Genomic DNA, 25803 nt, shown 5'->3' on the forward strand with positions numbered 1-25803 from the left:
AGCCCTGTCTGACAGGTGAAGTTGGAAACACTAAAAAACAACCAGCACACATCGTCATTCAGGCAAAAAAAGGAAGCGTCGTCATGAACAACTCTAAAACAGAAACGCTCGGTCGTTCTGAAGCTGGTTCAGCTTCACTGTTAGAGCGTCTGTTTAAACTCAGAGCTCACGGCACCAGCGTGAAAAATGAGATCGTAGGTGGGATTACAACTTTTGCCACCATGGCTTATATCATTTTCGTTAACCCACAGATCATGTCGGCCTCAGGCATGGATGCCGAAGCAGTTTTTGTTGCTACCTGTATTGGTGCTGCAATAGGTACTTTGCTGATGGGCCTGTTTGCGAACTGGCCTGTCGGTCTGGCTCCGGGCATGGGACTGAACGCCTTTTTCTCTTTCACTGTGGTGGGAGAAATGGGCTACAGCTGGCAAGTTGCCTTAGGGGCGGTTTTCATTTCCGGTATCCTTTTCGTTGCGATGAGTTTTTATAAAGTCCGCGAATGGATCATCGAAAGTATCCCTGAAAGCCTGCGTTTTTCCATGACTGCCGGTGTGGGTCTGTTTCTGGGTCTCATTGGCCTGAAAACCGCCGGTATCGTGGTAGACAGCCCAGCGACGCTGGTCAGTCTGGGTGATTTCACCCAGCCTCAGGCGCTTTTAGCTGCAATCTGCTTCCTGATCATTGCCGTACTGAGTGAGCGTAAAGTCTTCGGTGCTGTGCTGATCGGTATGTTCAGTGTCACCCTGATCGGTATTCTGCTGGGTCTGGTGCAATACAACGGCGTGATTTCTACTCCACCGAGCCTGGCTCCGACCCTGTTTGCCATGGACATTGCCGGCGCCCTGAACATCTCAATGATCAGCGTGATCCTGGCTTTCCTGTTTGTGAATATGTTTGATACTGCCGGTACCCTGATGGGTGTGGCCGAGCGGGCAAACCTGAGAAACAAAGAAACCGGGAAAATCGAAGGTCTGAGCAAGGCCCTGAAAGCCGACAGTATTGCCAGCGTAGCCGGTGCTTGTGTGGGCTGTCCGCCTGTCACCAGTTATGTAGAAAGTGCAGCCGGTGTCGCAGCAGGTGGCCGTACCGGACTGTCTGCCATAGTGATCGGTCTGCTGTTTGTCGCGGCAATCTTCTTCTCGCCACTGGCCGGTATGATCCCTGCCTACGCCACTGCCGGTGCGCTGATTTACGTCGCCTTCGTCATGATGAGCAGTATGCAGCATGTCAAATGGAATGATTTTACTGACGCTGCACCTGCCGCCATCACAGCGCTGATGATGCCGCTGACTTTCTCCATCGCCAACGGTATCGCACTGGGTTTCATTACCTACACAGTGCTCAAAGTCGCCACAGGCAAAACCAAAGATGTCTCAATCAGCATGTACATACTGACTGCGATTTTTGTCGCCAAACTGGTGTACCTCTGATCACAAACAGACACATGCAACACCCATAAAAACGAATTATCAAAACAGCGATACTTTAATGCACACCTACCTCTGTCACTATGACAGAGGCAGGTCAATGCATACTTAATGAAATCCAAATTTAATAAAAACATACGTAGTAAAAACATACGTATAAAACCATAGACGCGAACACAACCTATAACCCTACGCAGCCAATTCATCGGATGAATTGTGGAGAACTAACGATGAAACTTCTCTATACGCTAAACCAGAGACCACCACACAGTATCACCCTGCTCTTAGCTATCCAGCATATGCTGGCTTCCATCGGCGGCATCGTCGCTGTGCCATTAATTGTCGGCACCTCTATTGGCCTGCCGACTGAAGAAGTTGTCACCCTGATCAATGCCGCCCTGCTCGCTTCCGGTATTGTCACCATTGCTCAGTGTCTTGGTTTTGGCCCTGTCGGTATCCGTCTCCCCGTTGTCATGGGATCGAGTTTCGGTTTTCTGGGTGTCGCCATCAGCATAGGTAACGCTGACGGTGTCGGCGGTATCATGGGGGCAGCACTTGTCGGCTCTTTCGTGGTCGTGGCAGCCAGCTTCTTCATGGATAAAATCCGCAAACTGTTTCCCAATGTGGTCAGCGGTGTGGTGGTAACCCTTATCGGCCTGACCATTCTGCCCGTTGCCATGAACTGGGTGGGCGATGCGCCTAATACCAGTGAACAGTTCGCCACCATGCCAAAGCTGTTTTTAGCATTTATCTCGCTGGCAATCGTTATCGTAGTGTCTATTTACTGTCGTGGCGCCGTCGCTGCCTCTGCCATTGTTATCGGCCTGGCCGGTGGTTATCTGGTTGCCCTGTCAATGGGTATGGTTGACCTGGAGCAGATCGCTCGCGCAGAGTGGGTGGGCAGCCCGGCCATCATGGAATACGGCATGAGCTTCAGCCTGTCGGCTATCGTCAGCATGAGTCTGGTATACATAGTGGTGATTGCAGAAGCGACAGGGGATTTCATGGCCCTGGCGAACAACTGTAAAGTCAAACTGTCTGGTAACGATCTGAAACGCGGTCTGCTGGGTGATGGCCTGGGCAGCACACTGGCGGCCTTCCTGACCGCAATGCCTCTGGCCTCTTTCAGTCAGAACGTCGGTATCGTGGGTATCACAGGTGTTGCCAGCCGCTACGTCGTGGCAACAACCGGTGCTCTGCTGATCCTGGGTGGCCTGTTCCCTAAACTGGCTGCACTGGCAGTAACCATTCCCAAACCAGTATTAGGCGGTGTCGGCTTCATCATGTTCGGTATGATCGCCTATGCCGGTATCCGCATGCTGATCAAAGCGGCAGACACCAAACGTAATGCACTGGTGATCTGCGTTGGCCTGGCGTCCGGTCTGGCTGTGACTATCGAACCGCGCCTGGTTCAGCACCTGCCACACGATCTGGCGAACCTGTTCCACTCAGGTATTACAACCGGCACCATCGTTACTGTACTGCTGAACCAGATCCTGCCTGAGAACGCCGTCAGCGACAGCATCGAGGAAACCGCAGACGAGGCAGAGAGTGAACTCCCGGTTCAAACCTCTGAAACTGCGGAAAAGAAGCAACACATTGAAACAGCAAAACAATCCTGAACAGAGAGATAAATAACACACTCATATTAACCCGGGGATCTTCATGATCCCCACCCCATAAGACCTTCTCCTCGGCAACGGCAGAGAAGGCTAAGGAAAACAAAATGGTAACCATCTGGCTGAAAAACCCTTTAGCCATTTACACAGGCTCAAGCACAGAATCGGATGCCCGCGGCGGTGTCGTGATTCAAGGCAGTAAAGTGATTGAGCTGGTTCCACTTGGTGCTCAACCAGCCAACAGACCCGATCAGGTGATTGATGCCAGTGAACATGTCATCACCCCCGGTCTGGTCAATGCCCATCACCATTTCTATCAGACGCTTACCCGCGCCTATCCGGATGCACTGAACAAAGAGCTGTTTCACTGGCTCAAAACCTTGTATCCGGTCTGGGCCGGTCTTGATGAAGAAATGATGCAGGTCGCCACTGAGCTGGCATTGGTTGAGCTGATGATGTCCGGCTGTACCACCGCCTCGGATCACCATTATCTGATCCCCCGCGGACTGGAACATGCCATTGATATCCAGGTAGAGACCGCACAAAAACTGGGTATCCGTTCTATTTTTACCCGTGGTTCGATGAGCCTGGGCGAAGACGAAGGCGGCCTGCCGCCCCGTCATACCATCCAGAAAGAAGACACCATACTCGATGACAGCATGCGTCTGATCCGTCAGTACCACCAGCGCGGTGATGGCGCGATGACGCAGATTGCTCTGGCGCCCTGTTCGCCTTTCTCTGTCACCACCGATCTGATGAAAGAAACCGCCCGCCTGGCAGAACGTGAAAATGTCATGGTACACACCCATTTGTGTGAAACCATTGATGAAGAAAACTTCTGTCTGGAGCGTTTCGGTTTGCGCCCGGTTGATTATCTGGAAGAAACCGGCTGGCTGAACCACCGCACCTGGCTGGCACACGGCATTCACTTCAACGAAGAAGAAATTCGCCGTTTAGGGAAAGCCGAAGTCGGCATATGCCACTGCCCGTCATCAAACATGATGCTGGCTTCCGGTATCTGCCGCAACAAAGAGCTGGAAGCGGCAGGCGTGAAAGTGGGCCTGGGCGTTGACGGTTCAGCGTCGAACGATGGCTCTAACCTGGTCAACGAAGTGCGGATGGGCCTGTACATTCAGCGCCTGCGCTACGGTTCGGCTGCCGTCACCCATTTTGATGCTCTGCGCTGGGCAACATCAGGGTCAGCACGCGCGATGGGCCGTGACGATTTCGGCACGCTGGCGGTGGGTAAACAGGCAGACATCGCCATGTTCCGACTGGATGATATCCGCTTCTCAGGTGCACACGACCCACTGGCCGCTCTGGTGCTCTGTGGTGCGCATCAGGCAGACAGAGTCATGGTGGCAGGGCAATGGCGCGTCCATGATGGCAGGGTGATCGGTGTGGATTTACCGGCACTGCTGAGCCGTCATCAGCTGGCCGCAAAACGTCTGGTCGAGCGATTCCAGCAGCGCCGGTAACGAAATCACTCACAACGTCTTTGTTCAGGATAAATAACACCCAAGCGCTTTCGCTCTTTACCTCGTTGGGCGAAAGCGCTTTTTTATTGATTTAAAATCTCTCTGCGACTTGAGGTTTACCGGCTTCAGGCTGATTTTATCTGACAGCCGCGAATCACCAGTTGCGTCAGAAATTCTGCGGCATCGGCAAAATCCTGATCATCCAGCGCTTCTTTTTCCAGTACGTTGCAAATCTGCCAGCTGAAATCGGCATAGGTCTGGGTCGATGCCCAGATAGTAAACATCAGATGCTGCGGCGACACGCGCGCCATCACCCCTTTTTCAATCCAGCGTTCCAGCTTGGCAATGATCATTCTTGACTGCGCCAGCAGCTCGTCGCCGATATCTGACGGCAGATACGGCGCGCCCGACATCACTTCATTGGCAAACACTTTGGAGGCGAAGGGATGATCACGGGAAATGCGCAGTTTGGTCTGAATATAAGAGGTGAGCGCCTGAACCGGATCATCCAGTTGCTCAATCGGGCTGGAGGCTTCCAGCAATGGCTGAGTCACGCTTTCCAGCACCGCACGATAGAGGTTTTCTTTGGTCTTGAAGTAATAATACACGTTCGGCTTAGGGACGTCGGCCAGCTTGGCGATGTCGGCCACTTTGGTTGCCGCAAAACCCTGCTCCGCAAACAGGCGGCCGGCAAACTTGATAATAACTTCCTGATTTTTTTCTCGAATACGTGACATAACCTGATTTCACCCTCCAACCGATGCAACGCCTCATACTAGTCGAACTGACCCGCGAATCAAAGTCTGGCAAAGGTATTTGCCTGATATCTCCGGTGATTTCTCTTTTTTCTGCAGCACCGCAAAATTTTTGCATCCGTTTGCCGCCCCCAATCGTTTACTCAATGAGCACCAACAACAAACAAGGACCAATCATGAATACCAAACTCGTTGTCAGTGTCATTGCGATGAGCCTATCCGGCATCGCCTCTGCATCCAGCCACCGGGAAGCCCCGAACATCACCCGGCTTCCCACTCTGGACTCCACCGACTTTTATGCCTTCAACAGCTATGAAAGCGGCCGGGAGGATTACGTCACCCTTATCGCCAACTACATACCGTTACAAGATGCTTATGGCGGCCCGAATTACTTCGCCATGGATCCTGCCGCCGTTTACAGCATCCACATTGATAACGACGGCGATGCGGTGGAAGATCTGACTTTTCAGTTCAATTTTAAAAATGCACTGCCGAACAACAACATGGGTGTCGCTCTGACTATTGGCAACAGCGGAGAAACCCAATCTGTGGCGGTGCCGTTAAAAGTTGTCGGCAGTATCAGTGATGCCGATCAGAGTGCGGCAAATTTTAGTGAAAGCTACACGCTCAGTCTGGTCAGCGGCCCGCAGCAAAATGGCCAGGCAACCAAGCTGACCAATGTATCAACAGGCCAGACTGAATTTCACAAGCCGCTGGATTTCATCGGTACCAAAACCTTTGGCAGCGAAAGTGGCTATATCAATTACGCCAACCAGTTCATCTATGAGTTTACGATGCCCGGCTGCGCCGCAACAGGTAAAGTCTTTGCCGGTCAGCGCAAAGATCCCTTTGTGGTCAACCTGGGTAAAACTTTCGACCTGGTCAACTATGTGCCTGTTGAAGGCGACAGTGCGCCCGGTGCCGACGATGGCGGCGGCTTTCCTGGCGGGATTACCCAGTCAGCCGACAATGACGATCTGAGGCTCAAAAATGTCACCGAACTGGCTGTTGAAGTCCCCAAAGCCTGCATTACCGGAGATGGCAACGGCACCATAGGCACCTGGACCACCGCCAGTTTGCCACAGGCCAGAATCCTGAATCCGAATGCCACCTTCACCCGGCCGGAAGTCAACGGCGGCGCGCTGACACAGGTATCAAGACTGGGCAACCCGCTGGTCAATGAGCTGGTTATCGGTCTGAAAGACAAAGATACCTTCTCTGCAGCCAAACCTGCCGATGACGCGCAGTTTGCCACCTATGTGACACACCCGAGCCTGCCGGAGCTGCTGAACATTCTGTTTAAAGACGCCGTCAACTCGACTCTGGGCGCCAACCTAGCCACACTGGCCCCCACCCACTTTCCCCGTACCGATCTGGTCACAGCATTCCTGACCGGCTTTCCCGGGGTAAATCAGCTAAAAATGGTCACACCTTCAGAAATGTTACGCCTGAACACGGCCATTCCAGCCAAACCTGTGGCCCAGCAATCGTCTTTCGGTGTTGCGGGTGACGATCTGGCGGGTTTTCCTAACGGCCGCAGACCCGGAGATGACGTGGTAGATATTGCACTGCGTGTTGTCATGGGCCGTTTGTGTTACCCCATCCCGGTTAACGGAACGGATACAGATCTTGGCCTGTGCCAACCCGCAGATGCCAATGTCGGTAACGTCCCCTTTACTGATGGCGCACCGGTCAATGCCACCATGATGGATGACAGTTTCCCCTATCTGGCACCGCCTCTCTCCGGTTCTGGTACTGATATGGTTTCTGAGTAAGGAGCAGCACTATGACTAAGTCTATTCGCACTTCCTTGCTGCTGTCCGCGCTGATACTGGCGGGCTGTAACGGCAGTTCAGATTCCGGTCAGGATTCGTCCGGAGGAACAAATGCGGCACCGGTGGCAATGACGCTGAGCCTGACAACACAAACCGAGACCCCGGTCACCGGCTCGCTGAAGGCCACAGACAAGGATGGTGACGTCCTTAGCTTTGCACTCGGCAATGCGCCGGCCCTGGGTTCAGTCGTCATCACACCCGATGGCACCGTCACCTACACCCCGGCCAGCGGGGTCACAGGTAATGACCAGTTTAGCTACACGGTCAGCGACGGAAACAATCAGCCTGTCAGTGCCCAGGTCTCCGTCACTATTGAGGTCCTTCAGGTCAGTTTTGCCTCGTTCAGCCGAGAGGTCTTCAACGCCCCGGCAAACAGTACGCCGAAAAGCCTGCGCGGACGGGCTGTCAACAATGACGTCAGCAGTGCCAGTTTTTATGACGATCTGCTGATGGAATAACGCGTACCTGCTGTGGCCTGCTCCAGAGGCCACATTTGTGCTGTGTTCGATCGGCCAGGGATGGCCACTTTTTAAGGAAATTGTCCCATGAATACACACTCTTTCCCCGCACTGGTGATCAGCATTGCCGTATTTTGCAGTGTCTCAGTGCTTGCAAAACCTTACCTGCCTGACAATCAGGATGCCGCTTTGCTGGTAGTGCCGGAGCTGGCCGTCAAGTCAGCGACGCTGGAAGACATTCGCACATTAATTGACGAGGCGCAGCGTCCGTCCGGCACTATTGATGGTTTCAGCCTGGCCGATGCCCTGATACAACCGCATCTGACGGCGGCCTCCGCTCCGGAGGCGCTCTACCTCTGGGCCAGGATTCAGCAGCACCAACATGATTTCAGAGGCGCAGAGCTGACGTTAAGGCGTTTACTGGAACAGCAGCCCGATGATGCCAGTGCATTATTGCTGCTGGCCAGCGTGCAAACCATCCAGGGTAAATTCGGCCAAGCCAGACAATCGTGCCTGCAGCTTATTGGCCGCTCTTCGATGCTCGCAGCGGCTGCCTGCGCACTGGACAACAGTTTCCAGCAAGCCAAAACCCGGGAGAACCGCGTCCAGATCTACAGTGAGCTGCAGGACATCGCCGCTCGTTACCCATCGCAACAGCAGGAAGAATCCGTCTGGATCATGCAGATTCTGGCCGGCATGGCACTGGCGCTAGACCGTCCGGAAGAAGCACTCGCTCACCTCAGCCTGCCCGCCGACAGTCAGCGCCCCATCAGCTATCTGAGTTTATGGGCGGATGCTCAACTGGCTCAGGATAACCCTCAGGCTGTACTCACAACACTGGCAGACATTGTCTCCCGTTCAGGAGCAACTGATGACAACCTGCTGCTGAAACTGGCCCTCGCAGAGCAGATGACAGGGGCATTTCAGCACTGGCAGGTTCGCTGCCTGAACCGGATTACCCTGCGCGAGCAACGGCAGGATACCAGCCATGCCGGATTACTGGCGCGCTATTACCTGCTGCTCGGTGATCGTCCTGACAGAGCGCTTTTCTGGGCAAAAATCAACTGGCAGCAAAACCGCCTGTTATCAGACCGGCAATTACTGTTACACGCTGAGCAGGCTTTTAATCAGCAGGCATAACGCTATCAAGGAAGGGCTACCATGCGAACTCTCGTTATCATTTTTGCACTGCTTACAACAGCGTTCTCTGCGCAAGCACACCAGCTAAGCACAGCGTATCTGACTCTGGAGCAAGATAACAACGCCACGCTAAGCGGAAACTGGCAACTCCAACTGTCTGATCTGTACCCTTTGATGGCCGATAAGGGGATCGTTCTGGACACCAATCAGGACGGCAACCTGACCTGGCGTGAAATCACAAACCAGCAGGCCGCTATACAAGCACAATTACTGAACCAACTGACCTTCGAGCAGGGCGGACGCCGTTGCAACATGACAGTCGCTGGCAACATGATGCTGGAATCACACGCTAACCTGCCCTACCTGTGGCTGCCGTTGGCGGTCAATTGCCCGTCGGCTGCCGGACTGAGCCTGTCCTATCAGGCGATGTTCGACATCAACACCGGCCATAAGCTGATTGTAAATATTTCTCAGTCTGAGCAAAGCATCAACAGAATACTGGATACCAGTAACCGCTCACTGGCAGTCAACATGCAATCCTCTGCCATGGGCGAAACGGCCCGTGAATATCTGTATCAGGGAATAGTCCATATCCTGATCGGTACCGACCATATCCTGTTTCTGCTGGCCCTACTCCTGACCTGTGTGCTGTATCGCGATAAACAGCAGTGGAAAGGTATCGACAGCCCTAAATCTATACTGCTCAGCACCACCTGGATTATCACAGCCTTTACCCTCGCGCACTCTATCACGCTGACAGCCACCGCCCTCAACTGGCTGCCGTCGAGTCGCTGGGTGGAGTTCATTATTGCTCTGTCTGTGCTTTTTGCCGCGCTGAACAATATCTTCCCGCTGATCACTAAACTGGGCTGGGTGACCTTCGGCTTTGGTTTACTGCACGGTATGGGATTCGCCTCTGTGCTGGGCGAGCTGGGGCTGCCATCCAGTCATACTTTGCTGGCGGTCGTGGCGTTCAATCTAGGGGTAGAACTCGGACAGTTATCAATACTGCTGATTGCTTTACCTGTGTTAATGCTTGTCAGACATCAATGGCGCTATCAGCGCTGGTTTATGCCCTTAGGCTCAGCCTGCATCGCACTGGTAGCATTGCAATGGTCCATTGAACGCTTTTGATTTTGTGGTGTATATACCAAACCGACATTGTCACACTGGCGAATGTCATTACGGGTGCTAACGTTGAAACAAGCTGATAAATCAGTTTCTTAACGTATTTCTTCATCACAGTACAAGGGCAGATATGGATCAGGACGATCACCTCAAACTCATCAGCGCCACGGCACTGGGCGACAGGCAGGCCTTTGCCAGGCTGTATCAGCAAACCAGCGGCAAATTGCTGGCTGTATGCCTGAAAATGCTGGGTAACCGGGCGCTGGCCGAAGAAGCGATACAAGATGCTTATGTGAAAATCTGGCATAACGCGGCAGATTATCAGCACCACAAAGGCAGTGTCCTGACCTGGATGGTCAGCATTGCCAGATACAGGGCCCTCGACATACTGCGCTACCAAAAAGTCAGGAAAGAAGACGCTTTGACTGGCGAGTCTGCGCCACTGGAAGAAAGCGATGACAGGTTTGCCGATCTTGATGCCGGACATAAGTTAAGCCAGTGTATTAATGAGCTGCCCCAGGAGCACCAACAGGCGATTCATCTGGCTTACTTTAACGGGCTGAGTCATCAGGAAGTGGTGCATTATCTGGATAAACCGCTGGGAACCATCAAAAGCTGGATTCGCCGCGGGTTACAACAACTACAAAGGTGTCTGACGCCATGAACTATAACAACCAGACATTGATCGATATGCTGGCCGCTGAATACGTTCTGGGCACATTACGCGGTCCGGCCCGGCAACGCTTTCAGACCCTGATGATGCAATCAACCCGTATTCGGGAAGCGACCTGGCAGTGGGAACAGCATCTCAACGAGATCAACCAGCAGATTGCTCCCGTCGAGCCCAATGATGCAGTCTGGCAAACGATCAGCCAGCGACTCGGTTTTGATGACAACACAGCCAAAGACACCGGCCGCCATGTGATCAAAAGCAGGCTGTCCCGTTTGTGGCCTGGGCTGACGGGTGTTGCCACCGCGGCATCGCTCTTGCTTGCCGTTCTGCTCTGGCGGGAAAGCCAGATCCCCGAGGCACCCGGACCTGTCCAGCATGTAGCTGTCGTTAAAGGGGAAGATGCCTCGTCATACTGGCTGATAGAAGTACACCCGCGCGATATCACTGTCCGGGCCGGATCGTCGTTCCGGGGACTTGCCGATAAAGATTACGAGCTGTGGGCGGTGGCCGCCAATGAACCGAACCCGGTTTCTCTTGGCCTGTTGCCGAAACAAGGCGAACTGGTGCTGGCGAAAAATACCCGCTTTGACCAGCTGGACATTCAGATGCTGGCGGTTAGTGAAGAACCTCTGGGCGGCTCACCGTCAGGGTTGCCAACCAAGGTACTTTATACCGCCGAATTGGATCGGCTATAGATAGTCGCCACAAGTGACCGTGTCACCTTATGATTTGCTGCACAATATTTGTTGCAAGGCTTGCTGGCCCTGCGCCATGAATCCCGCTTTTGAGCCGATGAAAAGCGGGATCAGGCACTCCTTCAGCGCCTCAAGCCGTTTAGCATGAGGTCCAGCGATTGTTTCGCTTCATTCAATGCCATCACACTGTCTTCACTGCCTGCGATATAACGTGCTGTGTCGAGCAATGCCCCGTTGATCAGCCTGGCAAGCATAACCGGTAGGGCGTGCCTGTGGCGGCCAGTTTTGTTCTGTCGGCCTACGCCGCGGGTTCCTGTATTTCTGGCCTGGCCTTTGGCGCACTGCGCCTGAACCTCACTTTGCCGAAACAGTTGTTACTGGCTTCCATCGCCACTGCGACAGCCACACTCCTGCTGCTGGTGGTGTACGATGTGCTGACGCTATCAGCTTCCGTTTTCGTCGCGGGCATTTTCTTCGCACCCACCATGATTGTGACTATGGGCCTTGTGGAAAAGATTGTGCCTGAGTCAAAGCTTACAGAAGGGTTTACCTGGATGATCACTGGCCTGGGGATAGGCATTGCCGCCGGTGCAGCATTAACTGGCTGGGTGATTGATGAAATGGGGATTCGCGCCGGATTCGCCGTCACTATTGTGGCTGGCGGCGGGGTGCTGCTGGCAAGCGTGTATTGCTACCGTTTACTGCAGCAACGTATGGCGCTGCAAACGGCCTGATCTGTGACATACTCGGGGATATATATCGGGAAAACAGAACAGGCTCATGACCTGAGCCTGTTGTTTTTCCTCTGGCTTTATGACCGGCGTTTGGCCAGGGCGGTATCCAGAAAGCTGACAATCCAGGATACCACCCGCTTGTCGTCCACCGGTTGCGATAACGAGTCGATGCCTTTTTCATAGGCTTCTGCGGCGTAAAGCTGCCGACGGGCTGTCATCAGATCTTTCACATAAGCTTTCGTGAATTCAGGATGTCCCTGTATACCCAGAAAGCAGGTCTTTATCTGGATCATGGCAAAAGGACAAAAATCACTGCCTGCCAGCACTCTGGCCTCAGAAGGTAACTGACTGATCTGATCCTGATGGCTGACCACCAGAGAGACGTTTGACCCGGCACCTTTCATCCAGCCGGCTTTTTTCTTCACCGCATAGCTGTTGACACCGATGCCCCAGCCTCTGCCGGATGTCACCACTTCGCCACCCAGCGCCTTTGCCATCAGCTGATGACCAAAACAGATACCCACCAAAGGCTTGTTCTCTTCATACAGCCTTTCAATGAACGCCATTAAATGTCCGATCCAGACAAAACCGTCATTGGCGCCGAATTGACTGCCCGAAGTGATATATGCATCGCACTCTTCAACATCTTTGGGGTATTCACCGTCAATCACACGGTAGAACACCAGGGTGATTTGTTTTGAATAATCATGAAACAGAGCGGAAAACATGTCCCGATAGTTACCGTGAGCGGCCTGTAGCTCAGGCGCCACATCGTCACACAAGAGCACGCCTAATCGCATTATTGTCTCTCCCTCTCTGTAGCATCGCGAATTAAATGATTTCGAAATACCGGGCAAGCTCCCAGTCCGTGACCTGCTTTCTGAATTCGCGCTCTTCCCACTCGCGTGTCGCGGCAAAATGCTCAACAAATTCCTCTCCCAGCAGGGAGCGGGCTGCGTCTGAGGCTCTGAAACGCTGCGCGGCTTCCCACAAAGTGGCCGGCAGCACCAGTTCGGCAGGTTGCGGCTGCTCATAGGCATTACCTGCCACCGCTTCCAATGGCTGCCATTGATGCATGATGCCGTACAGCCCTGACGCCACAGCCGCCGCCAGTGCCAGGTAGGGGTTGGCATCTGCTGCGCCCAGCCGGTATTCGATACGCTGGGATGTCTCATTCCCCGGTATCACCCTCAGCGCCGACGCATGCCCCATGTCGCATGCGTCGGCGCCCAGAAACCGGGCACCATGCGGGTATAACTGTTGATCGTTGGGGCAATCATGCACAAAAATTCGGGCATCAAACGTTGCTGGCCCGCCAGAAACTGCCGTTGAATTGTGCTCATGCCATGTGTTTGGCTGGCATCAAAAAAAGCGGATTGACCGTTTTTATGCCGGAGGGAAACATGGATGTGACCGCTTTGGCCGGGATAGTCCATTGACCATTTCGCCATGAAGGTCGCCAGCAAATCCCGACGCTGCGCCAGCACTTTCATGTAGGTTTTAAACAGCGCGGCTTTGTCTGCTGCCGCTTCTGCCTGATCAACGGCAATCGCCGCTTCGATCACACCCGGCCCGGTTTCGGAATGAATTCCTTCGATGGGGAAATCCATAGTCTGGCCCATCGCCAGAATGTCGTGATACAGCTCGCTGTAGACCGAGTTGCGGATCATGGAATAGCCAAACCAGTCAGGCGTGACGGTTTGCAGATTGCGAAAGCCTTTTTCCCGCGCAGAATGCGGTGTTTCGCGAAATAAAAAGAATTCATATTCCAACGCGGCCTGAACCTCGAATCCCATCGCCTCCGCTTTTGCCAGCACTCGTCGTAACACCCCGCGCGGGCACACAGCTTCAGCCGTGCCGGTAAATTCAGCAATAAAGAGCAGCATGCCCTCTTCGTCCAGCACATCACGGCAAGTATGCGGCAAGATACGCACGGGGGCATCCGGATACCCGGTGTGCCAGCCGGTGTACCGGGTATTGTCATAGAGCTGATCGCTCACATCCCAGCCCAGCACCACGTCGCAAAAAGAAAACCCCTTCTCCAGCGATGCAAAAAACTTGGCTTTGGACATGTATTTGCCGCGCATGATGCCGTCATTATCAAACAGGCCGACCTTGACATGGGTCAGGCCACGCTCTTCGACAATCGCTTTTGCATCGGCCACAGATTTTACTGCTCGCGCTTCCATCATCAGCCTCACCCCCTTTGCTCAACCCCCAGAGCAGCGCCGTACAACAACTACGGTTCGGCTCTTACATTAAGCTTAGATGCGATTTTGCAACATACTGAGTTTCAGGCAGTTTTGAGAGGATAATCTGAATCAATCCCGGCACCTCGCGCGCTGTCGTCAGGCAGTATTCCGCAGTGCCTCAGCCCAGCCCGATACCTTTCGCCATCAGCACCGCCAGCAAGGGAATCGCAAGCAGCAGTAATAACTCCAGACGGATAAGAATAACAATGACAGGCGGTACCGGAATGGTTTCACGGGTTGTGCGTCTGTGCCGGTAAAAGAAAACGGTCGGAAACACCGATAAGGCGGCGACTATCAGAAACAAGGTCACTTTGGCATGAAAGACCGGATTCGCAGTATAAAAAGCGGCAGGTTTGCCCACCAGAAACCACATTGCCAGCCCGGCCAAAAGCACAACAACGGCTGAAATGCCATAGAGAGCATCCAGCCTTGCCAGACGGTGCATTTCCTCGGCTGTCAGACGGCGCTTGATCAGCATATGCTCGACCACCAGCACGGAGAAGAGTGCAAAAATGCCGATAAAGTGGAAATAGCGAATCACGATTTCGAACATACTGGGTCCTTATTGTGGCAAAGTGCGAAAAGTAAGCTGTGCATTTATGTGGTTAAAAAGTCAGCGATTTTCTGATAAGTAGCGCCACACTGGCCCGGCACTAACGATTCAAGATTAAGGTACGCGTGGATCATGTCATCAAGATGAAAATGTTCGGTATCAACGCCCAGCGCAGACAGTTGCTGCACATAAGCCACGCCTTCATCCCGTAACGGGCAAAATTCAGCTGTGATCATCAGCGTTCGGGGCATGCGGCCACTCTTAGCCATAAACAAAGGGGAAGCGGCCTGCCTGTCCTCGCCATGCTGAAAATACTGATCAAAATACCACTGCATTTTATCCTGCTGGAGAAACAGCCCTTTGCCGTTTGCGGCGACCGAAGGCTGGCTCATGGTGTAATCCAGACTGGGATAAATCAGCACCTGATTGTCTATGCTAACGTCGGGATGATCCTGATAGTCAGCACTCAGAGTGGCCGCCATCGCGCCGCCCCCTGAATCGCCGATCAGTGTCAGTGTCGGTAAATACGCTAACTTCTGCTGCTCAAGCAAAGGCCAGATTTGCTCAATCACAATGCTGGCATCCGATAATCCGTTGGGATAGGGCCACTCAGGTGCCAAACGGTAATCAACCGACACCACAATGTGTTGCGTGGTTTTGGATAGCTTGCGGCAGATAGGATCGTACACAGCCACACTGCCTGCCATGTGGCCGCCGCCGTGCAAAAAAACAATGACAGGCAACGGCCTGTCAGGTGCGGGATGATAAATACGGACAGGAACAGCCTGTGTGTGCTCAGCGACGCAGGTGTCGAGCACTCTGGCGATGTGGGGCGAGTCAGTCACACAAGTCGCCGTCAGGTTCGACAGCCCGTCCCGTATGGCTTCAACAGTGGCAACATAGCCAGATTGCATCAGTTGCGTTAGCCCCTGATGGTAGGCATCCAGCCAGATTTTCAATCCATTATCCAGTTTTACCATGACTTAGCGACTGACTCCTTGTCGTTCAGATTGAGCTGCGGTTGATTAACTTAAGGTATCCAGATACACAGGTTCTGCGTTGCAAAATGCATATCTTGCGTTGCCATTCGCTTTGGCCTGACAAAGTGCCTGGCCGGCTCTGGCTACCATGGCATCGATCATCTGCGCGGGTTTGACAAACTGCGACAGTGCGTTTTCAGCAACCGGCCGGGTTTGCAGATGGCAGATACCGATGCTGGCGGTCAGTTTTTCATCGACCAGTGCAAGATTATCCAGCCCGCTCATTAAGCGGTCGCACACCACCTCAATACCCGCTCTGTCTGTATCGACCAGCCAAATAACAAATTCCTCACCGCCATACCTGGCCACAACATCATAGCTTCTCAGGTTAGCAGTGATCACTTTTGCAAATTCAACCAGCACTTTGTCACCCAGCAAGTGGCCGTAGGTATCGTTCAATCCCTTAAAAGAATCAATATCAATTAACAGTAACGCGGCTTCCTGCTGCTTGCTGCGGCGAAAATGATCGACATACCGTGATAATTTGTCGATAAAAGCATGCCGGTTCATCAGCTGGGTCAGCGGATCAATCGAAGCCATTTCCTTCAGTTTTACATTCAGTTCCCGTAATTGGTTTTCCTGCATTCGCCGTACCAGCTCGACCTCTATCCAGCTCGCCATCAGTTGCAGAGAATCGATATCGATGGCTTTGAATGCGCGGGGATAAGGAGCAGGGCTGGAAAAATTCAGCGTCCCCCAGGTCACTCCGCCCACATGAATAGGAATAGCAATATAGGATTCAAGCCCAAAGTGCCGGTAGGCTGGATGGCTACCCAATATATCGCTGTTACCGACGTGCTCAATAGCAACAACACCGTTTGATTCGCAAGTAACAGCGCAGTACGTCATACCAAATTCAAATGCATTGCCAGGCATAAGAGGCATGTATTCCGGGCAAATACAATGACGTATGGTGTAAGTATCACCTTCCACCTGCGCCAGAATACCGATGTCCAGGTTGAATCGCTCCAGTCCCAGCTGAATGAGCGCATGCATCTGGAAATCAAAGCCTTTATCGTACGACTGCGTAATTTCATGTAAGCGGCGAATCACGTTTTCGCTTTCAGAATATTCAGTGTGCATACATTCCCTTGTTCTGTTCGCTGCATCAGACACAGTGGCTATGGCTCATAACTGGTGACTGATGACTGATAACTAAAGACCAAACCGCACTCAGTCAGAAGATCATATTGTCTGTATAGAAACAGGCGGCCTGCATAAAGACAGATAAGCAATTAATCACACATCAAACATTAATACACCAACGCTGAGCATTTTCTATCAGCCGCATCAGGGTTCATTGTCACTGATATCGTCAAGAATAGCCTTTGCTGACCATTCTGCATGAAGATGTATCGATTTTTAGACCCAGGACATGGAATCCACAAGCCTATGAATACGCTGCCTATACTGAGGAAATAAGGGAGTATAGACACAACAGGCAGGAGGCATTCGTTATTTAATATACAGCCCTTAGATATGGAGTATTCGACAATGCATCGCACAGTCTCTTTTATGCTGTCAGGGTCATCCTTACTGCTCTCCTCTCTGATGTTAGTGGCGTCCGGCGCTTATGCCGCCGATGCTTCATTTTCAGCCGGCAAAAAGCTGGCACTGCTCAGCACCCAGCAACCCATCTACTCGCCACAGGTGAGCATCGAAAAGCGCACAGGGCGCATCACCAGAGAAGAATTAAAAAATGGTGTGATGGACAGCCGCCACTATGTTGACATCGACGACTATCTGGCCAGACAGAACAAAAGCAATGCTGCTGTCCCCCCGGATCGTCATTATGTGGTTAACAGTATTCGGGTTACCCGGCCTTACGGCAGCTGGTATGCTGGCTACGGACAATACCGAACGAATCAGGAAGCCATTAACTGGCTCGGGTTCACCGCCATTCACTTCGAACTGCTAAACCAGCTCGATGAACACCAGCAACGGCGTCATGAACAGGCACAGATAACGGCCACTACATCGCCGGTCGGCCGTGCCGTACAATGGCAGGATGGCACCGCTTCTGGCTCGGTAAAAGCAATGCGGGAAGGCACAACCACCAGTGGCCGCTATTGCAGAGAGTTTCAGCAAATGGTCACAGTGAACGAGACAACAGAAACCGCTGTCGGCACCGCCTGCAAACTGCCGGACGGTACATGGGAAGTGGTCTCTACCGGCTAGCTTAGTGCCATTTTTAATGCGGCTCCGGTGCTGAGCCCGGATAAACGGCCGATACCGCTACTCCAGCATCAGAGCCGCATAATAGGCCAGACAAGCCAGAATACTCATGGCAGATCTGACCGCGTGTAACCTCCCCCAATGCTCCAGCAGCATGTACGTTGAACTGGACTGTTTTTTCAGTGCCGGTGACTGAAGCCGTTTATTCAGCGGCATGATCATCAGATACGTAAAAGGGATCACCGCAGCTATCAGTGCTCCGCCCAACAGCCACAACATTGAACTGCCCAGAGCCGCTGCGGTCACCGCAGACAATGCCGAGCATAAAGCAAGGCTGAGCTGCATTCTGGCGGCACGGCGATAGCTGGGACTGAATTCAGTCGCCGCCAGTTCCGCACCGCACTCCAGTCTGGCGGGGTGCTCGACAAGACTGATATAGCAAGCCGCGCCGCAAAACAGACTGGCACTGAATGCCGCCAGTACGCCAAAGAGTTCCGCGCCGGTCACCGCCAAAGACATCATGGCTTGCGCTATTTTTTCAGCTTAAAGGCAACAATATAGTCCCCAAGCGTTGTACCGATTGAACCATGTCCTCCGGCCACAATCACCACCATCTGCTCGCCCTGACTATTGAGGTAAGTCATAGGTGTTGCTTGTCCACCTGCGGGCAGGCGGGCTTTCCAGATTTCTTCACCGTCGCTGAGATCATATGCACGCAGATAGTTATCGACAGCAGCAGCCATAAAGACAACGCCGCCTTTGGTAATGATCGGCCCGCCTATGCCGGGAACGCCCATTTCGATGGGCAGTGGCAAGGGGGTCAGATCACGGATTGTCCCGTTTCTGTGCTTGTAGACGACTTTACCCTGACTCAGATCAGCACCGGCCACATAGCCCCAGGGAGGTTGCTGACAAGGTACACCCAGCGGCGACAGGAAAGGTTTAAGACTCACGGCGTAGTCGGCGCCTTCGTTGGCATTCACACCGTGTTCACCCACGTTGACCTCACCCAGCGATGCACTGCTGTCTTTCTTAATTAAGGTGGAAGTAAAAGCCAGATAGAGCGGCATACCAAACATTACCTGCCGCTCCGGATCCACGGCTATTCCTCCCCAGTTAAAGACACCAAAATTACCGGGAAAGACGATGGTTCCCTGCTCTGATGGCGGGGTATAGCGGCCTTCATAGCGCAACTGGCGAAACTGAATACGGCAGTAGAGCTGATCAATCAGCGTTGCGCCCCACATGTCTTTCTCTTCCAGCAGCGGCGGATTAAAGTTCAGAGCCGACTCAGGCTGGGTCGGAGAGGCAAAGTCACCATCAATCGTTCCCTGAGGTGCTGCCACTTCGGTAATCGGATGGATGGGCTCGCCGGTCTGCCGGTTCAGTACATAGACATCGCCCTGTTTTGTCGGAACAACCAGTCCGGGCACCAGACCGCTGTCGGTCTGAATATCTAACAGACTGGGTTGGGCGGGGGTATCCATATCCCACAGATCATGATGCACAAACTGCTGTACCCAGGCGGGCTGACCATTATCCAGGCGCAATGCCACAACTGAAGAGGCGTACTTCTCTTCCTCTGGGGTGCGGTACATACCCAGCTGATCCGGAGTGCGGTTGCCCATAGGGATATAAATCAAGCCCAGCGCTTCGTCCGCACTGGCGACAGACCAACTGTTCGGCGAACTGGTCGCATACAGTTTGTCTTTGGCAATCGGCTGGGTATCGGTTGGATTGGCCGAATCCCAGTTCCACTTCAACGCCCCGGTTTTAACATCGTAGGCACGGATAACCCCGGATGGTGAGTTGATGTCATAGTTATCATTGACTGAACCGGCCACAACCACGACCCCTTTTGCCACCACAGGCGGAGACGTGGAATAGTAATAGCCGGATTTGGGGAAAGGCATATTGTGCAGTAAGTCCAGCACCCCGTCCTCAGCAAAGTTTTTACAGCGTGCGCCGGTGGCCGGGTCCAGCGCTATCAGCCTGGCATTTGAGGTTGGTAAAAAGATCTGCGCATCGCAGTCAATACTGGCTAATGTTTCCGCTGCACCGGAGCCGGGCTGCGAAATCATGGCCGGTTCACCCGCCTGAGGCGCGAGATAAGACACCCCGCGACAGGTTTGGTGCTGGCGCTGATTGTCCTCACCGACTTTCGCGTTATACACCCAACGCTGCTGGCCGCTGTCGGCATCCAGAGCCACCAGCCAATTGTGAGGGGTACACAAATACAAGGTATTGCCGATTTTCAGCGGCGTGGCCTCATAAGTAAACTCGCCGATATCCCCTTTTCTTTTCACATCACCGGTTTGGTACTGCCAGGCTTGCTCTAACTGACCCACATTCTGCGGGGTGATAGCCTCCAGCGGCGAGTAACGCTGTCCCAGATTGCTGCGGCCGTAGCTGTACCAATCCCCTTCAGGTACCTGCCCCAGTTTCGGTGTCTGGACAATAGTGGAGGCGTTGAGCTGGCCTTCCAGCTTGTGCGTATCGTTAAACATACTGCCCAGCGTCACCAGTGCGACTAACCACCAGTACGCGGTCAGACGGCTGATTCTGGTACGCCCCATCAGACGGAAAGAAAACAGCAGCGGTATGCCCAATACCAGCAGTAATCCCATCCGGCTGGCCAGTGGCCACCAGTCATAACCTGACTCCCACAATGACCAGATCAGCGATGCCAGCAAAAACAAACCGTACAGGATCTGTGCATTTCCGCGCTTGGTTCTGACTTTGGCAGCAACCAGCAAAAACACCACGCCTGCAATAGCAAAGTACCAGCTGCCGCCCAGAGAGATCAGCCACAGGCCACCCCCAAACAGCACCAGCCCGATAAGGAGATACAGAAATGCGATGAATCCCATGTGCCTCTTCCTTCTTAGTGTTATTCGGCAAATTCAGACGGTGAGCAAAACGGGTCACTGACACGCTGACCGTACCTAAAAAAGCGTAGACTATGTGGAAAAGAAGTACTGAAATTCAATCAGATGTGACCAAGAAAATAGCGGTCAATACTGTCATGCAAAAGCGGTAGCATTCCCGGCCATCACTCTTTATTGAGCTGCAGCCACTCTTGTTGCGTAATTCGGTACAGGCAATGCTCCGCCAGTGCGTGATCACGCGGCAATTTAGGATGCATAAAATTTTGCTGGCAATCAGACATGCCCAGCTTTTGCATCACGCGTCGGGAAGGCTGGTTGGCTAACGTGGTAAACGCATAGACAGCAGGAGCCTGTAACTGCTCAAAAGCATATTTCAAGGCACATTCTGCCGCTTCGGGTGCAAACCCTTTTCCCCAGTGATCAGCAGCCAGTCGCCAGCCAATCTCAATAAACGGAGTGTTTGGTATATCGAGATCCTGGTAATGTAAACCGACAAAGCCAATAAACTGGCCGGTGTCCTTGCGCTCTGCTGCCCAAAATCCCCAGCCATTATCCTCAATCAATGCAGTCGCTTTCTGTGCAAGCTGGGCACTTTCGGCTTCACTCAGGGTCGCAGGAAAATACCGCATTACCTGCGGGTCAGCACACATGGCGGCAAGCGGCACGCTATCACCCTCTTCCCATTGCCGCAGGATGAGCCTTTGAGTCTGCAACTGACAAATGTCTCTCTTTAATTTTTCAATCATCGGGCACCTACCTGTGTTGTGTGGCGATCACAGCCATGTGATCACTTCAGTGAATTCGCGTTCAGCAATTTAGCCATATAAATTTCATCAATATACTTACCATCCACCCGCATGGCGTCTCGCTTGATCCCTTCTTCGTCAAACCCGGCCGCCTTGTACAGATGACGAGCGGGGGCATTGTGCGCCATCACCGTCAGCTCCATCCGGTGAAAAGCATGATGACATGCCCACGTTTCTAAAGATGCCATCAGTTGCCGGCCGACACCCTTACCCTGAGCGCTTTTTCGAATGCCAATGGCGCAGTAAAGAGAGTGCCTGATGCGGTTCATTTTACCGCCCACGCCGACGATAAAGCCGATCACTTCACCAGCCTCGTTTTCAGCAACGAACATCGTTTGCTGACTTGAATCCACGAATTCCGACAACTGCTTTCTTTGCTGCTCTATTGTCAGTTGGCGCTCCCCGGGTTCAAACAGCATGAAAGCCGTCTCTGTATCCAGTAAATGAAACAGTGCCACTAGTCCTTCAGCATCATGCAGCGCAACCTTTCTGATTAGCATGCTTACCCCTGTAATCTATCTTTCGACTGCCCTACTTCAACTGCCTTACTTCAGCCGTTTTTCATCAGCCTGCTATCTTACTACCGCTCTCATTAAACACCAATGCACAGAGCCTGGTTGCATTTAAAATATTCAATATCGCAATACACTCTTTCAATACATGACCTGTTTCAGTTAATGCCATGATCTTTAAGAATTTACTCGTCAATCGATAAGTAATGAGAATCAAACTTTGTGCAGAAGATTAAATTTTTGTCATTTCGACCTGCTTATTTTTTATCCTGAATTAGACTTGTGAGAGCTCGGTCAAAAATCAAACGAAACGTTACATTCATTTTCTCTAAAACAGTGGTATGGATTGCAGTTCTCAGGGAGGAGCAATGAGAAATCAGTTTCTCAAGCTTTTTGTATTATTGGCTGGATTTGCACCGGTAATCGCGAGTGCTTCCCATCAGGATCCATTGATACAACCCTCTGCAGATCATGAATCCTGGCCGACTTCTTCACGGAAAGTGTATTACTGTTTTAATCCTGCCTGGCGTCCGTATGATTACCAAGAGCAAGAGCAGCACAGAGGCATTTTTGCTGATTATCTGCATCTTATTGAGCGTTATCTGGATGTCACTTTCCATCCCTATTTCACGAGCAGTTGGAGTGAGGCCTTAACGGCCCTTCAACTCGGCCACTGCGATTTCATTCCGGCTATCAGCCGAACCCCGGAACGGGAAAAGTACCTGTCGTTTACCTCGCCCTATTACATGATTCACAATGTACTGGTCGCCAAACCCGATAAACCTATGCTGACATCTTTAGATGAATTAGCCGGAGAAGCTATTGCCGGGCCGAAGCACACCGCCGTTATGACCAGATTGCAGGAGACTCACCCGGACATTCAGCAAGTCTATGCTGCTACCCCTTTGCAAGCCATGCAGTTATTAAATACCGACAAAGTATACGCCTTTGTTGCACCTTTAGATTCCCTGATAGAGGAACTGCAAGAAGAAGTATTTCGTAAAAAGATCATTGCCAAACTCGACTTCTCTTTACCTGTTGCTGTAGGAGTCAGGCTGGATAGGCCAGAGTTGCTCACCCTGATGAATCTGGCTGTGCAATCTATTACCCCTGAAGAACATCGTGAGATTTCCAGAAAATGGACGCAGTTCACCCTGATAGAGAGTCATGATTTCACGGATATTTATCGCTGGTCTGCCGTTGCACTGATGGTTATTCTGGTGCTTGGCTTCTGGATAGCCCGATTACGCGGCGAGCTAAAAAAACGCAACCAGACTGAAGCACGACTGAGGCACATGGCCAACCATGATGCGCTGACCAATCTGCCCACCCTTCGCTACGCCCAGGAAAAAATTGACAGCGCCATTCTGCGTTGCCAGCGCAACAATACCAATATGGCTTTAATGTTTGTCGATCTGGACGGATTTAAAGACGTGAATGACACTTTCGGTCATGATGCCGGAGACAAACTGCTGAAAGCCGTATCAATCAGGTTGGTGAACTCACTGAGAGAAACCGATACTGTGGCCAGAATCGGTGGCGATGAGTTTATACTGATACTGGAAAATATCGCGACGACAGATACAGCCACAATGCTGGCAGACAAAATACTCGCCATGTTCAGCCGTCCTTTTATGCTGGCAGGCAACCCGCTCCATCTCAGCGTCAGCATAGGCGTGTCAATGTATCCTTCGCACGGTTCGACGCGCGAGGCACTATTGAAACACGCGGACCAGGCCATGTACTGCGCGAAGAAAAACGGCAAAAATCAGTGCCAGTTAGCATTAGCGCAACAACCGGTTTCCGCGGAAAAAATCTGACCATACTTTGCATCTTCCGCAAGGCTCACAGTAGAAACACCTCATTTATTGATGTAAATCAATGAACCAACAGAATGTAAATGTGATGTGTGTTTAAAAGATAATCATAATGCTATAAAATTCGCGCCGCCGTATTAATGAAACTCATAATAAGTGCGACAAACATAACAATCACAGAGTGACCACCTTTACTTTTCCTTTATTAGTATTCACATGACATTAACCTGTAAAAACTGGTTCCTTATTCGTTTTGTCACTTGTTATAAACATTTTCTGCTGGCCATGTTACTGGGGCTTAGTGTCCTGACGCTTGGCCTGGGCGGCATTTACCTGCATGGCAGAAGCAATCTGGAAGACCTTGTAAAAGAAAAAGCCACCATTGCGAATGCGCTTTTCCAAAACACCATTGATGAAGCCCATGTTGCTATTAATAAAGCCACTCCACTGCTTGGCGCCGCCTGTACACCCGCAACCGCGGCTGAGTTAAAGCGCATTTCAGTGCTCAGCCCTAACATTCGCACCGTCAATTTAGTGAAGGATGATTACATTTACTGCTCATCGCTGTTCAGTAAAGCATTAAAAAGAAATGCGAACACCCGTATTGCTGGCGACTCTCATCTGTTTCTGGCTACGCACAACTATTTCAATCCAAATGAAAAAATTCTGTTCCTCAGTTCAGCAGTCGGTGAAACGTATGTCATTGCGAGTATTGATGTCCAATATATAAAGAAAACACTCAAGACCATTGGACAGAAAATTCCGTTAACAATCACGTTAAATAACCAGCAGCGCGTCACCTACGCCACTTCGTACTCTGAGACAGAAGACGGCACATTAATCGCCCTGAACTCCCGGGATGATGAGTTCACCATTTCATCTCGGATAAGCCAGACAATGTATCTGGATTACATGCTGTCGCATTTGTACATTTCTATGTCTCTGTGTGTCATTATTGCTATTGTCATCAGCATCAATGGCTACCGTCAGCTCAAACGCCCGCGCTCACTGCAGGAGGAATTACGGCGAGCCGTAAAAGAAAACGAGTTTCTGCCTTACCTGCAACCTATTGTCAACCATCAGGGCAGGGTTTGCGGCGCGGAGATATTAATGCGTTGGCACCACCCGAATCAGGGTTTCATCATGCCAGACTTGTTTATCCCTCTGGCGGAGGACACCGGCCTGATTAATGTCATGACCACTCAGGTACTGACCAGCGTGAAATCTTATTTACTTCAGAATCATCAATATCTGCCTGACGGCTTTCACCTGGCCATTAATATCAGCCCCTGTCAGTGTAATGATCTGCTTTTCTATAAAGACTGTCTGAGTTTCATGTCCGCCTTTCCGGAGGGAAAGGTAAAACTGGTCGCTGAACTGACAGAACGAGAGTTCATCAAAGACACAGGGCATGCCGCTCTCCTGTTCGAGAAGCTGCATAATCTGGGGGTTCAGATTGCGCTGGATGATTTTGGCACAGGTCATTCATCGCTGGCCTATATCAACCAGTTCAACATCGACATCATTAAAATTGATAAGAGCTTTACTCACCTGATTGGTTCGGTAGACATGCCGAGCCATATCGTAGATAACGTGGTTGATCTGGCAAACAGACTGAACATTGATGTGGTTGCAGAAGGGGTGGAAAACGCGACACAGGAAACCTACCTCAAACAGCACAACATTCAGTTCTTCCAGGGCTACCTTTACGATAAGCCACTCCCCCCGGCGATCTTCATGCAAAAGATGAAGGAGCAAAGCCACGGCCAGAAACGCTTACAAGCTGCCCCTTCATTTGAAGGCTAGTCGTTCAAACAG

General features: G+C 52.0%; 23 protein-coding genes and 1 pseudogene. 13 read left to right on the forward strand and 11 right to left on the reverse strand.

The genetic code is table 11. From position 1 onward, the window contains the following. Positions 1-83 precede the first annotated feature (83 nt). The 3 genes from H511_RS0111640 to H511_RS0111650 all read left to right on the forward strand — a co-directional run bounded on the left by H511_RS0111640 (position 84) and on the right by H511_RS0111650 (position 4524). Positions 84-1430 (forward strand): NCS2 family permease, encoded by a 1347-nt coding sequence (locus H511_RS0111640; RefSeq protein ID WP_027252454.1) that lies wholly within the window; start codon positions 84-86, stop codon positions 1428-1430. A 227-nt stretch (positions 1431-1657) separates the two neighbouring features. Further along, the gene (locus H511_RS0111645; RefSeq protein ID WP_027252455.1) at positions 1658-3049 is read left to right on the forward strand and encodes a nucleobase:cation symporter-2 family protein; all 1392 of its coding nucleotides are present in this window, start codon (positions 1658-1660) and stop codon (positions 3047-3049) included. Positions 3050-3153: 104 nt separating this feature from the next. Continuing rightward, positions 3154-4524 (forward strand): 8-oxoguanine deaminase, encoded by a 1371-nt coding sequence (locus tag H511_RS0111650; protein ID WP_027252456.1) that lies wholly within the window; start codon positions 3154-3156, stop codon positions 4522-4524. Positions 4525-4649: 125 nt separating this feature from the next. Here the strand turns inward: H511_RS0111650 and H511_RS0111655 are convergent, their stop codons facing one another. Then, the gene (locus H511_RS0111655) at positions 4650-5261 is read right to left on the reverse strand and encodes a TetR/AcrR family transcriptional regulator (RefSeq protein WP_027252457.1); all 612 of its coding nucleotides are present in this window, start codon (positions 5259-5261) and stop codon (positions 4650-4652) included. Positions 5262-5455: 194 nt separating this feature from the next. On the opposite strand from H511_RS0111655, the gene H511_RS0111660 reads away from it, so the two are divergent. From H511_RS0111660 to H511_RS0111685, 6 genes are all read left to right on the forward strand, one after another. After that, positions 5456-7054 (forward strand): DUF4331 domain-containing protein, encoded by a 1599-nt coding sequence (locus H511_RS0111660; protein WP_027252458.1) that lies wholly within the window; start codon positions 5456-5458, stop codon positions 7052-7054. Between the two features lie 11 nt (positions 7055-7065). Continuing rightward, complete coding sequence (locus tag H511_RS0111665; RefSeq protein WP_027252459.1) at positions 7066-7572, forward strand: Ig-like domain-containing protein; 507 nt, start codon at positions 7066-7068, stop codon at positions 7570-7572. A gap of 87 nt (positions 7573-7659) precedes the next feature. Continuing rightward, positions 7660-8712: a tetratricopeptide repeat protein gene (locus H511_RS23225; protein ID WP_051288096.1), complete on the forward strand. Its 1053-nt coding sequence runs from the start codon at positions 7660-7662 to the stop codon at positions 8710-8712. Between the two features lie 21 nt (positions 8713-8733). Continuing rightward, complete coding sequence (locus H511_RS0111675) at positions 8734-9846, forward strand: HupE/UreJ family protein (RefSeq protein ID WP_027252460.1); 1113 nt, start codon at positions 8734-8736, stop codon at positions 9844-9846. Between the two features lie 124 nt (positions 9847-9970). Further along, positions 9971-10504: a sigma-70 family RNA polymerase sigma factor gene (locus H511_RS0111680; RefSeq protein ID WP_027252461.1), complete on the forward strand. Its 534-nt coding sequence runs from the start codon at positions 9971-9973 to the stop codon at positions 10502-10504. Then, positions 10501-11208 carry an anti-sigma factor gene (locus tag H511_RS0111685; RefSeq protein WP_027252462.1) on the forward strand — a complete coding sequence of 236 codons (708 nt, stop codon included), beginning with the start codon at positions 10501-10503 and terminating at the stop codon, positions 11206-11208. Before H511_RS0111680 ends, H511_RS0111685 begins: the two co-directional genes overlap by 4 nt. Before the next feature lie 122 nt (positions 11209-11330). Here the strand turns inward: H511_RS0111685 and H511_RS25220 are convergent, their stop codons facing one another. Continuing rightward, positions 11331-11462: a hypothetical protein gene (locus tag H511_RS25220; RefSeq protein WP_420835033.1), complete on the reverse strand. Its 132-nt coding sequence runs from the start codon at positions 11460-11462 to the stop codon at positions 11331-11333. An 18-nt stretch (positions 11463-11480) separates the two neighbouring features. On the opposite strand from H511_RS25220, the gene H511_RS23230 reads away from it, so the two are divergent. Continuing rightward, entirely contained in the window at positions 11481-11942 is a 462-nt protein-coding gene (locus H511_RS23230) for an MFS transporter (protein ID WP_211225200.1), read from the forward strand. Positions 11943-12019: 77 nt separating this feature from the next. On the opposite strand, the gene H511_RS0111695 is transcribed toward H511_RS23230, so the two are convergent. The 5 genes and pseudogenes from H511_RS0111695 to H511_RS0111715 all read right to left on the reverse strand — a co-directional run bounded on the left by H511_RS0111695 (position 12020) and on the right by H511_RS0111715 (position 16870). Beyond that, positions 12020-12742, reverse strand: a complete 723-nt coding sequence (locus H511_RS0111695; RefSeq protein ID WP_027252463.1) for a glutamine amidotransferase-related protein — start codon at positions 12740-12742, stop codon at positions 12020-12022. A 31-nt stretch (positions 12743-12773) separates the two neighbouring features. Next, positions 12774-14134 (reverse strand): annotated as a pseudogene (locus H511_RS23235) (glutamine synthetase family protein). Positions 14135-14312: 178 nt separating this feature from the next. Then, positions 14313-14747, reverse strand: a complete 435-nt coding sequence (locus H511_RS0111705) for a DUF2214 family protein (protein ID WP_027252464.1) — start codon at positions 14745-14747, stop codon at positions 14313-14315. A gap of 44 nt (positions 14748-14791) precedes the next feature. Continuing rightward, complete coding sequence (locus H511_RS0111710) at positions 14792-15727, reverse strand: alpha/beta hydrolase (protein WP_027252465.1); 936 nt, start codon at positions 15725-15727, stop codon at positions 14792-14794. A gap of 45 nt (positions 15728-15772) precedes the next feature. Beyond that, positions 15773-16870, reverse strand: coding sequence for a sensor domain-containing diguanylate cyclase (locus tag H511_RS0111715; RefSeq protein WP_027252466.1), 1098 nt, complete (start codon positions 16868-16870; stop codon positions 15773-15775). Positions 16871-17281: 411 nt separating this feature from the next. On the opposite strand from H511_RS0111715, the gene H511_RS23240 reads away from it, so the two are divergent. After that, on the forward strand, positions 17282-17965 hold the full coding sequence (locus H511_RS23240) for an RT0821/Lpp0805 family surface protein (protein ID WP_051288100.1): 684 nt from the start codon (positions 17282-17284) through the stop codon (positions 17963-17965). 57 nt (positions 17966-18022) lie between these two features. Here the strand turns inward: H511_RS23240 and H511_RS0111725 are convergent, their stop codons facing one another. The 4 genes from H511_RS0111725 to H511_RS0111740 all read right to left on the reverse strand — a co-directional run bounded on the left by H511_RS0111725 (position 18023) and on the right by H511_RS0111740 (position 22156). Beyond that, positions 18023-18484, reverse strand: a complete 462-nt coding sequence (locus tag H511_RS0111725; protein ID WP_051288102.1) for an anthrone oxygenase family protein — start codon at positions 18482-18484, stop codon at positions 18023-18025. Between the two features lie 8 nt (positions 18485-18492). Next, positions 18493-20832, reverse strand: coding sequence for a membrane-bound PQQ-dependent dehydrogenase, glucose/quinate/shikimate family (locus tag H511_RS0111730; RefSeq protein WP_027252468.1), 2340 nt, complete (start codon positions 20830-20832; stop codon positions 18493-18495). A 182-nt stretch (positions 20833-21014) separates the two neighbouring features. Beyond that, positions 21015-21596 (reverse strand): GNAT family N-acetyltransferase, encoded by a 582-nt coding sequence (locus H511_RS0111735; RefSeq protein WP_211225201.1) that lies wholly within the window; start codon positions 21594-21596, stop codon positions 21015-21017. Positions 21597-21637: 41 nt separating this feature from the next. Further along, positions 21638-22156 (reverse strand): GNAT family N-acetyltransferase, encoded by a 519-nt coding sequence (locus H511_RS0111740; protein WP_027252470.1) that lies wholly within the window; start codon positions 22154-22156, stop codon positions 21638-21640. A gap of 380 nt (positions 22157-22536) precedes the next feature. Here H511_RS0111740 and H511_RS0111745 point away from each other — a divergent pair, with 380 nt between their 5' ends. Together H511_RS0111745 and H511_RS0111750 are read left to right on the forward strand one after the other, a co-directional pair. After that, positions 22537-23988 (forward strand): diguanylate cyclase domain-containing protein, encoded by a 1452-nt coding sequence (locus H511_RS0111745; RefSeq protein ID WP_027252471.1) that lies wholly within the window; start codon positions 22537-22539, stop codon positions 23986-23988. Between the two features lie 213 nt (positions 23989-24201). Further along, a complete protein-coding gene (locus H511_RS0111750; protein WP_027252472.1) occupies positions 24202-25791 on the forward strand; it encodes an EAL domain-containing protein in 1590 nt (529 codons plus the stop codon). Positions 25792-25803: the final 12 nt, after the last annotated feature.

The sequence above is a fragment of the Photobacterium halotolerans DSM 18316 genome, from assembly GCF_000425165.1.
Classification (GTDB): domain Bacteria; phylum Pseudomonadota; class Gammaproteobacteria; order Enterobacterales; family Vibrionaceae; genus Photobacterium; species Photobacterium halotolerans.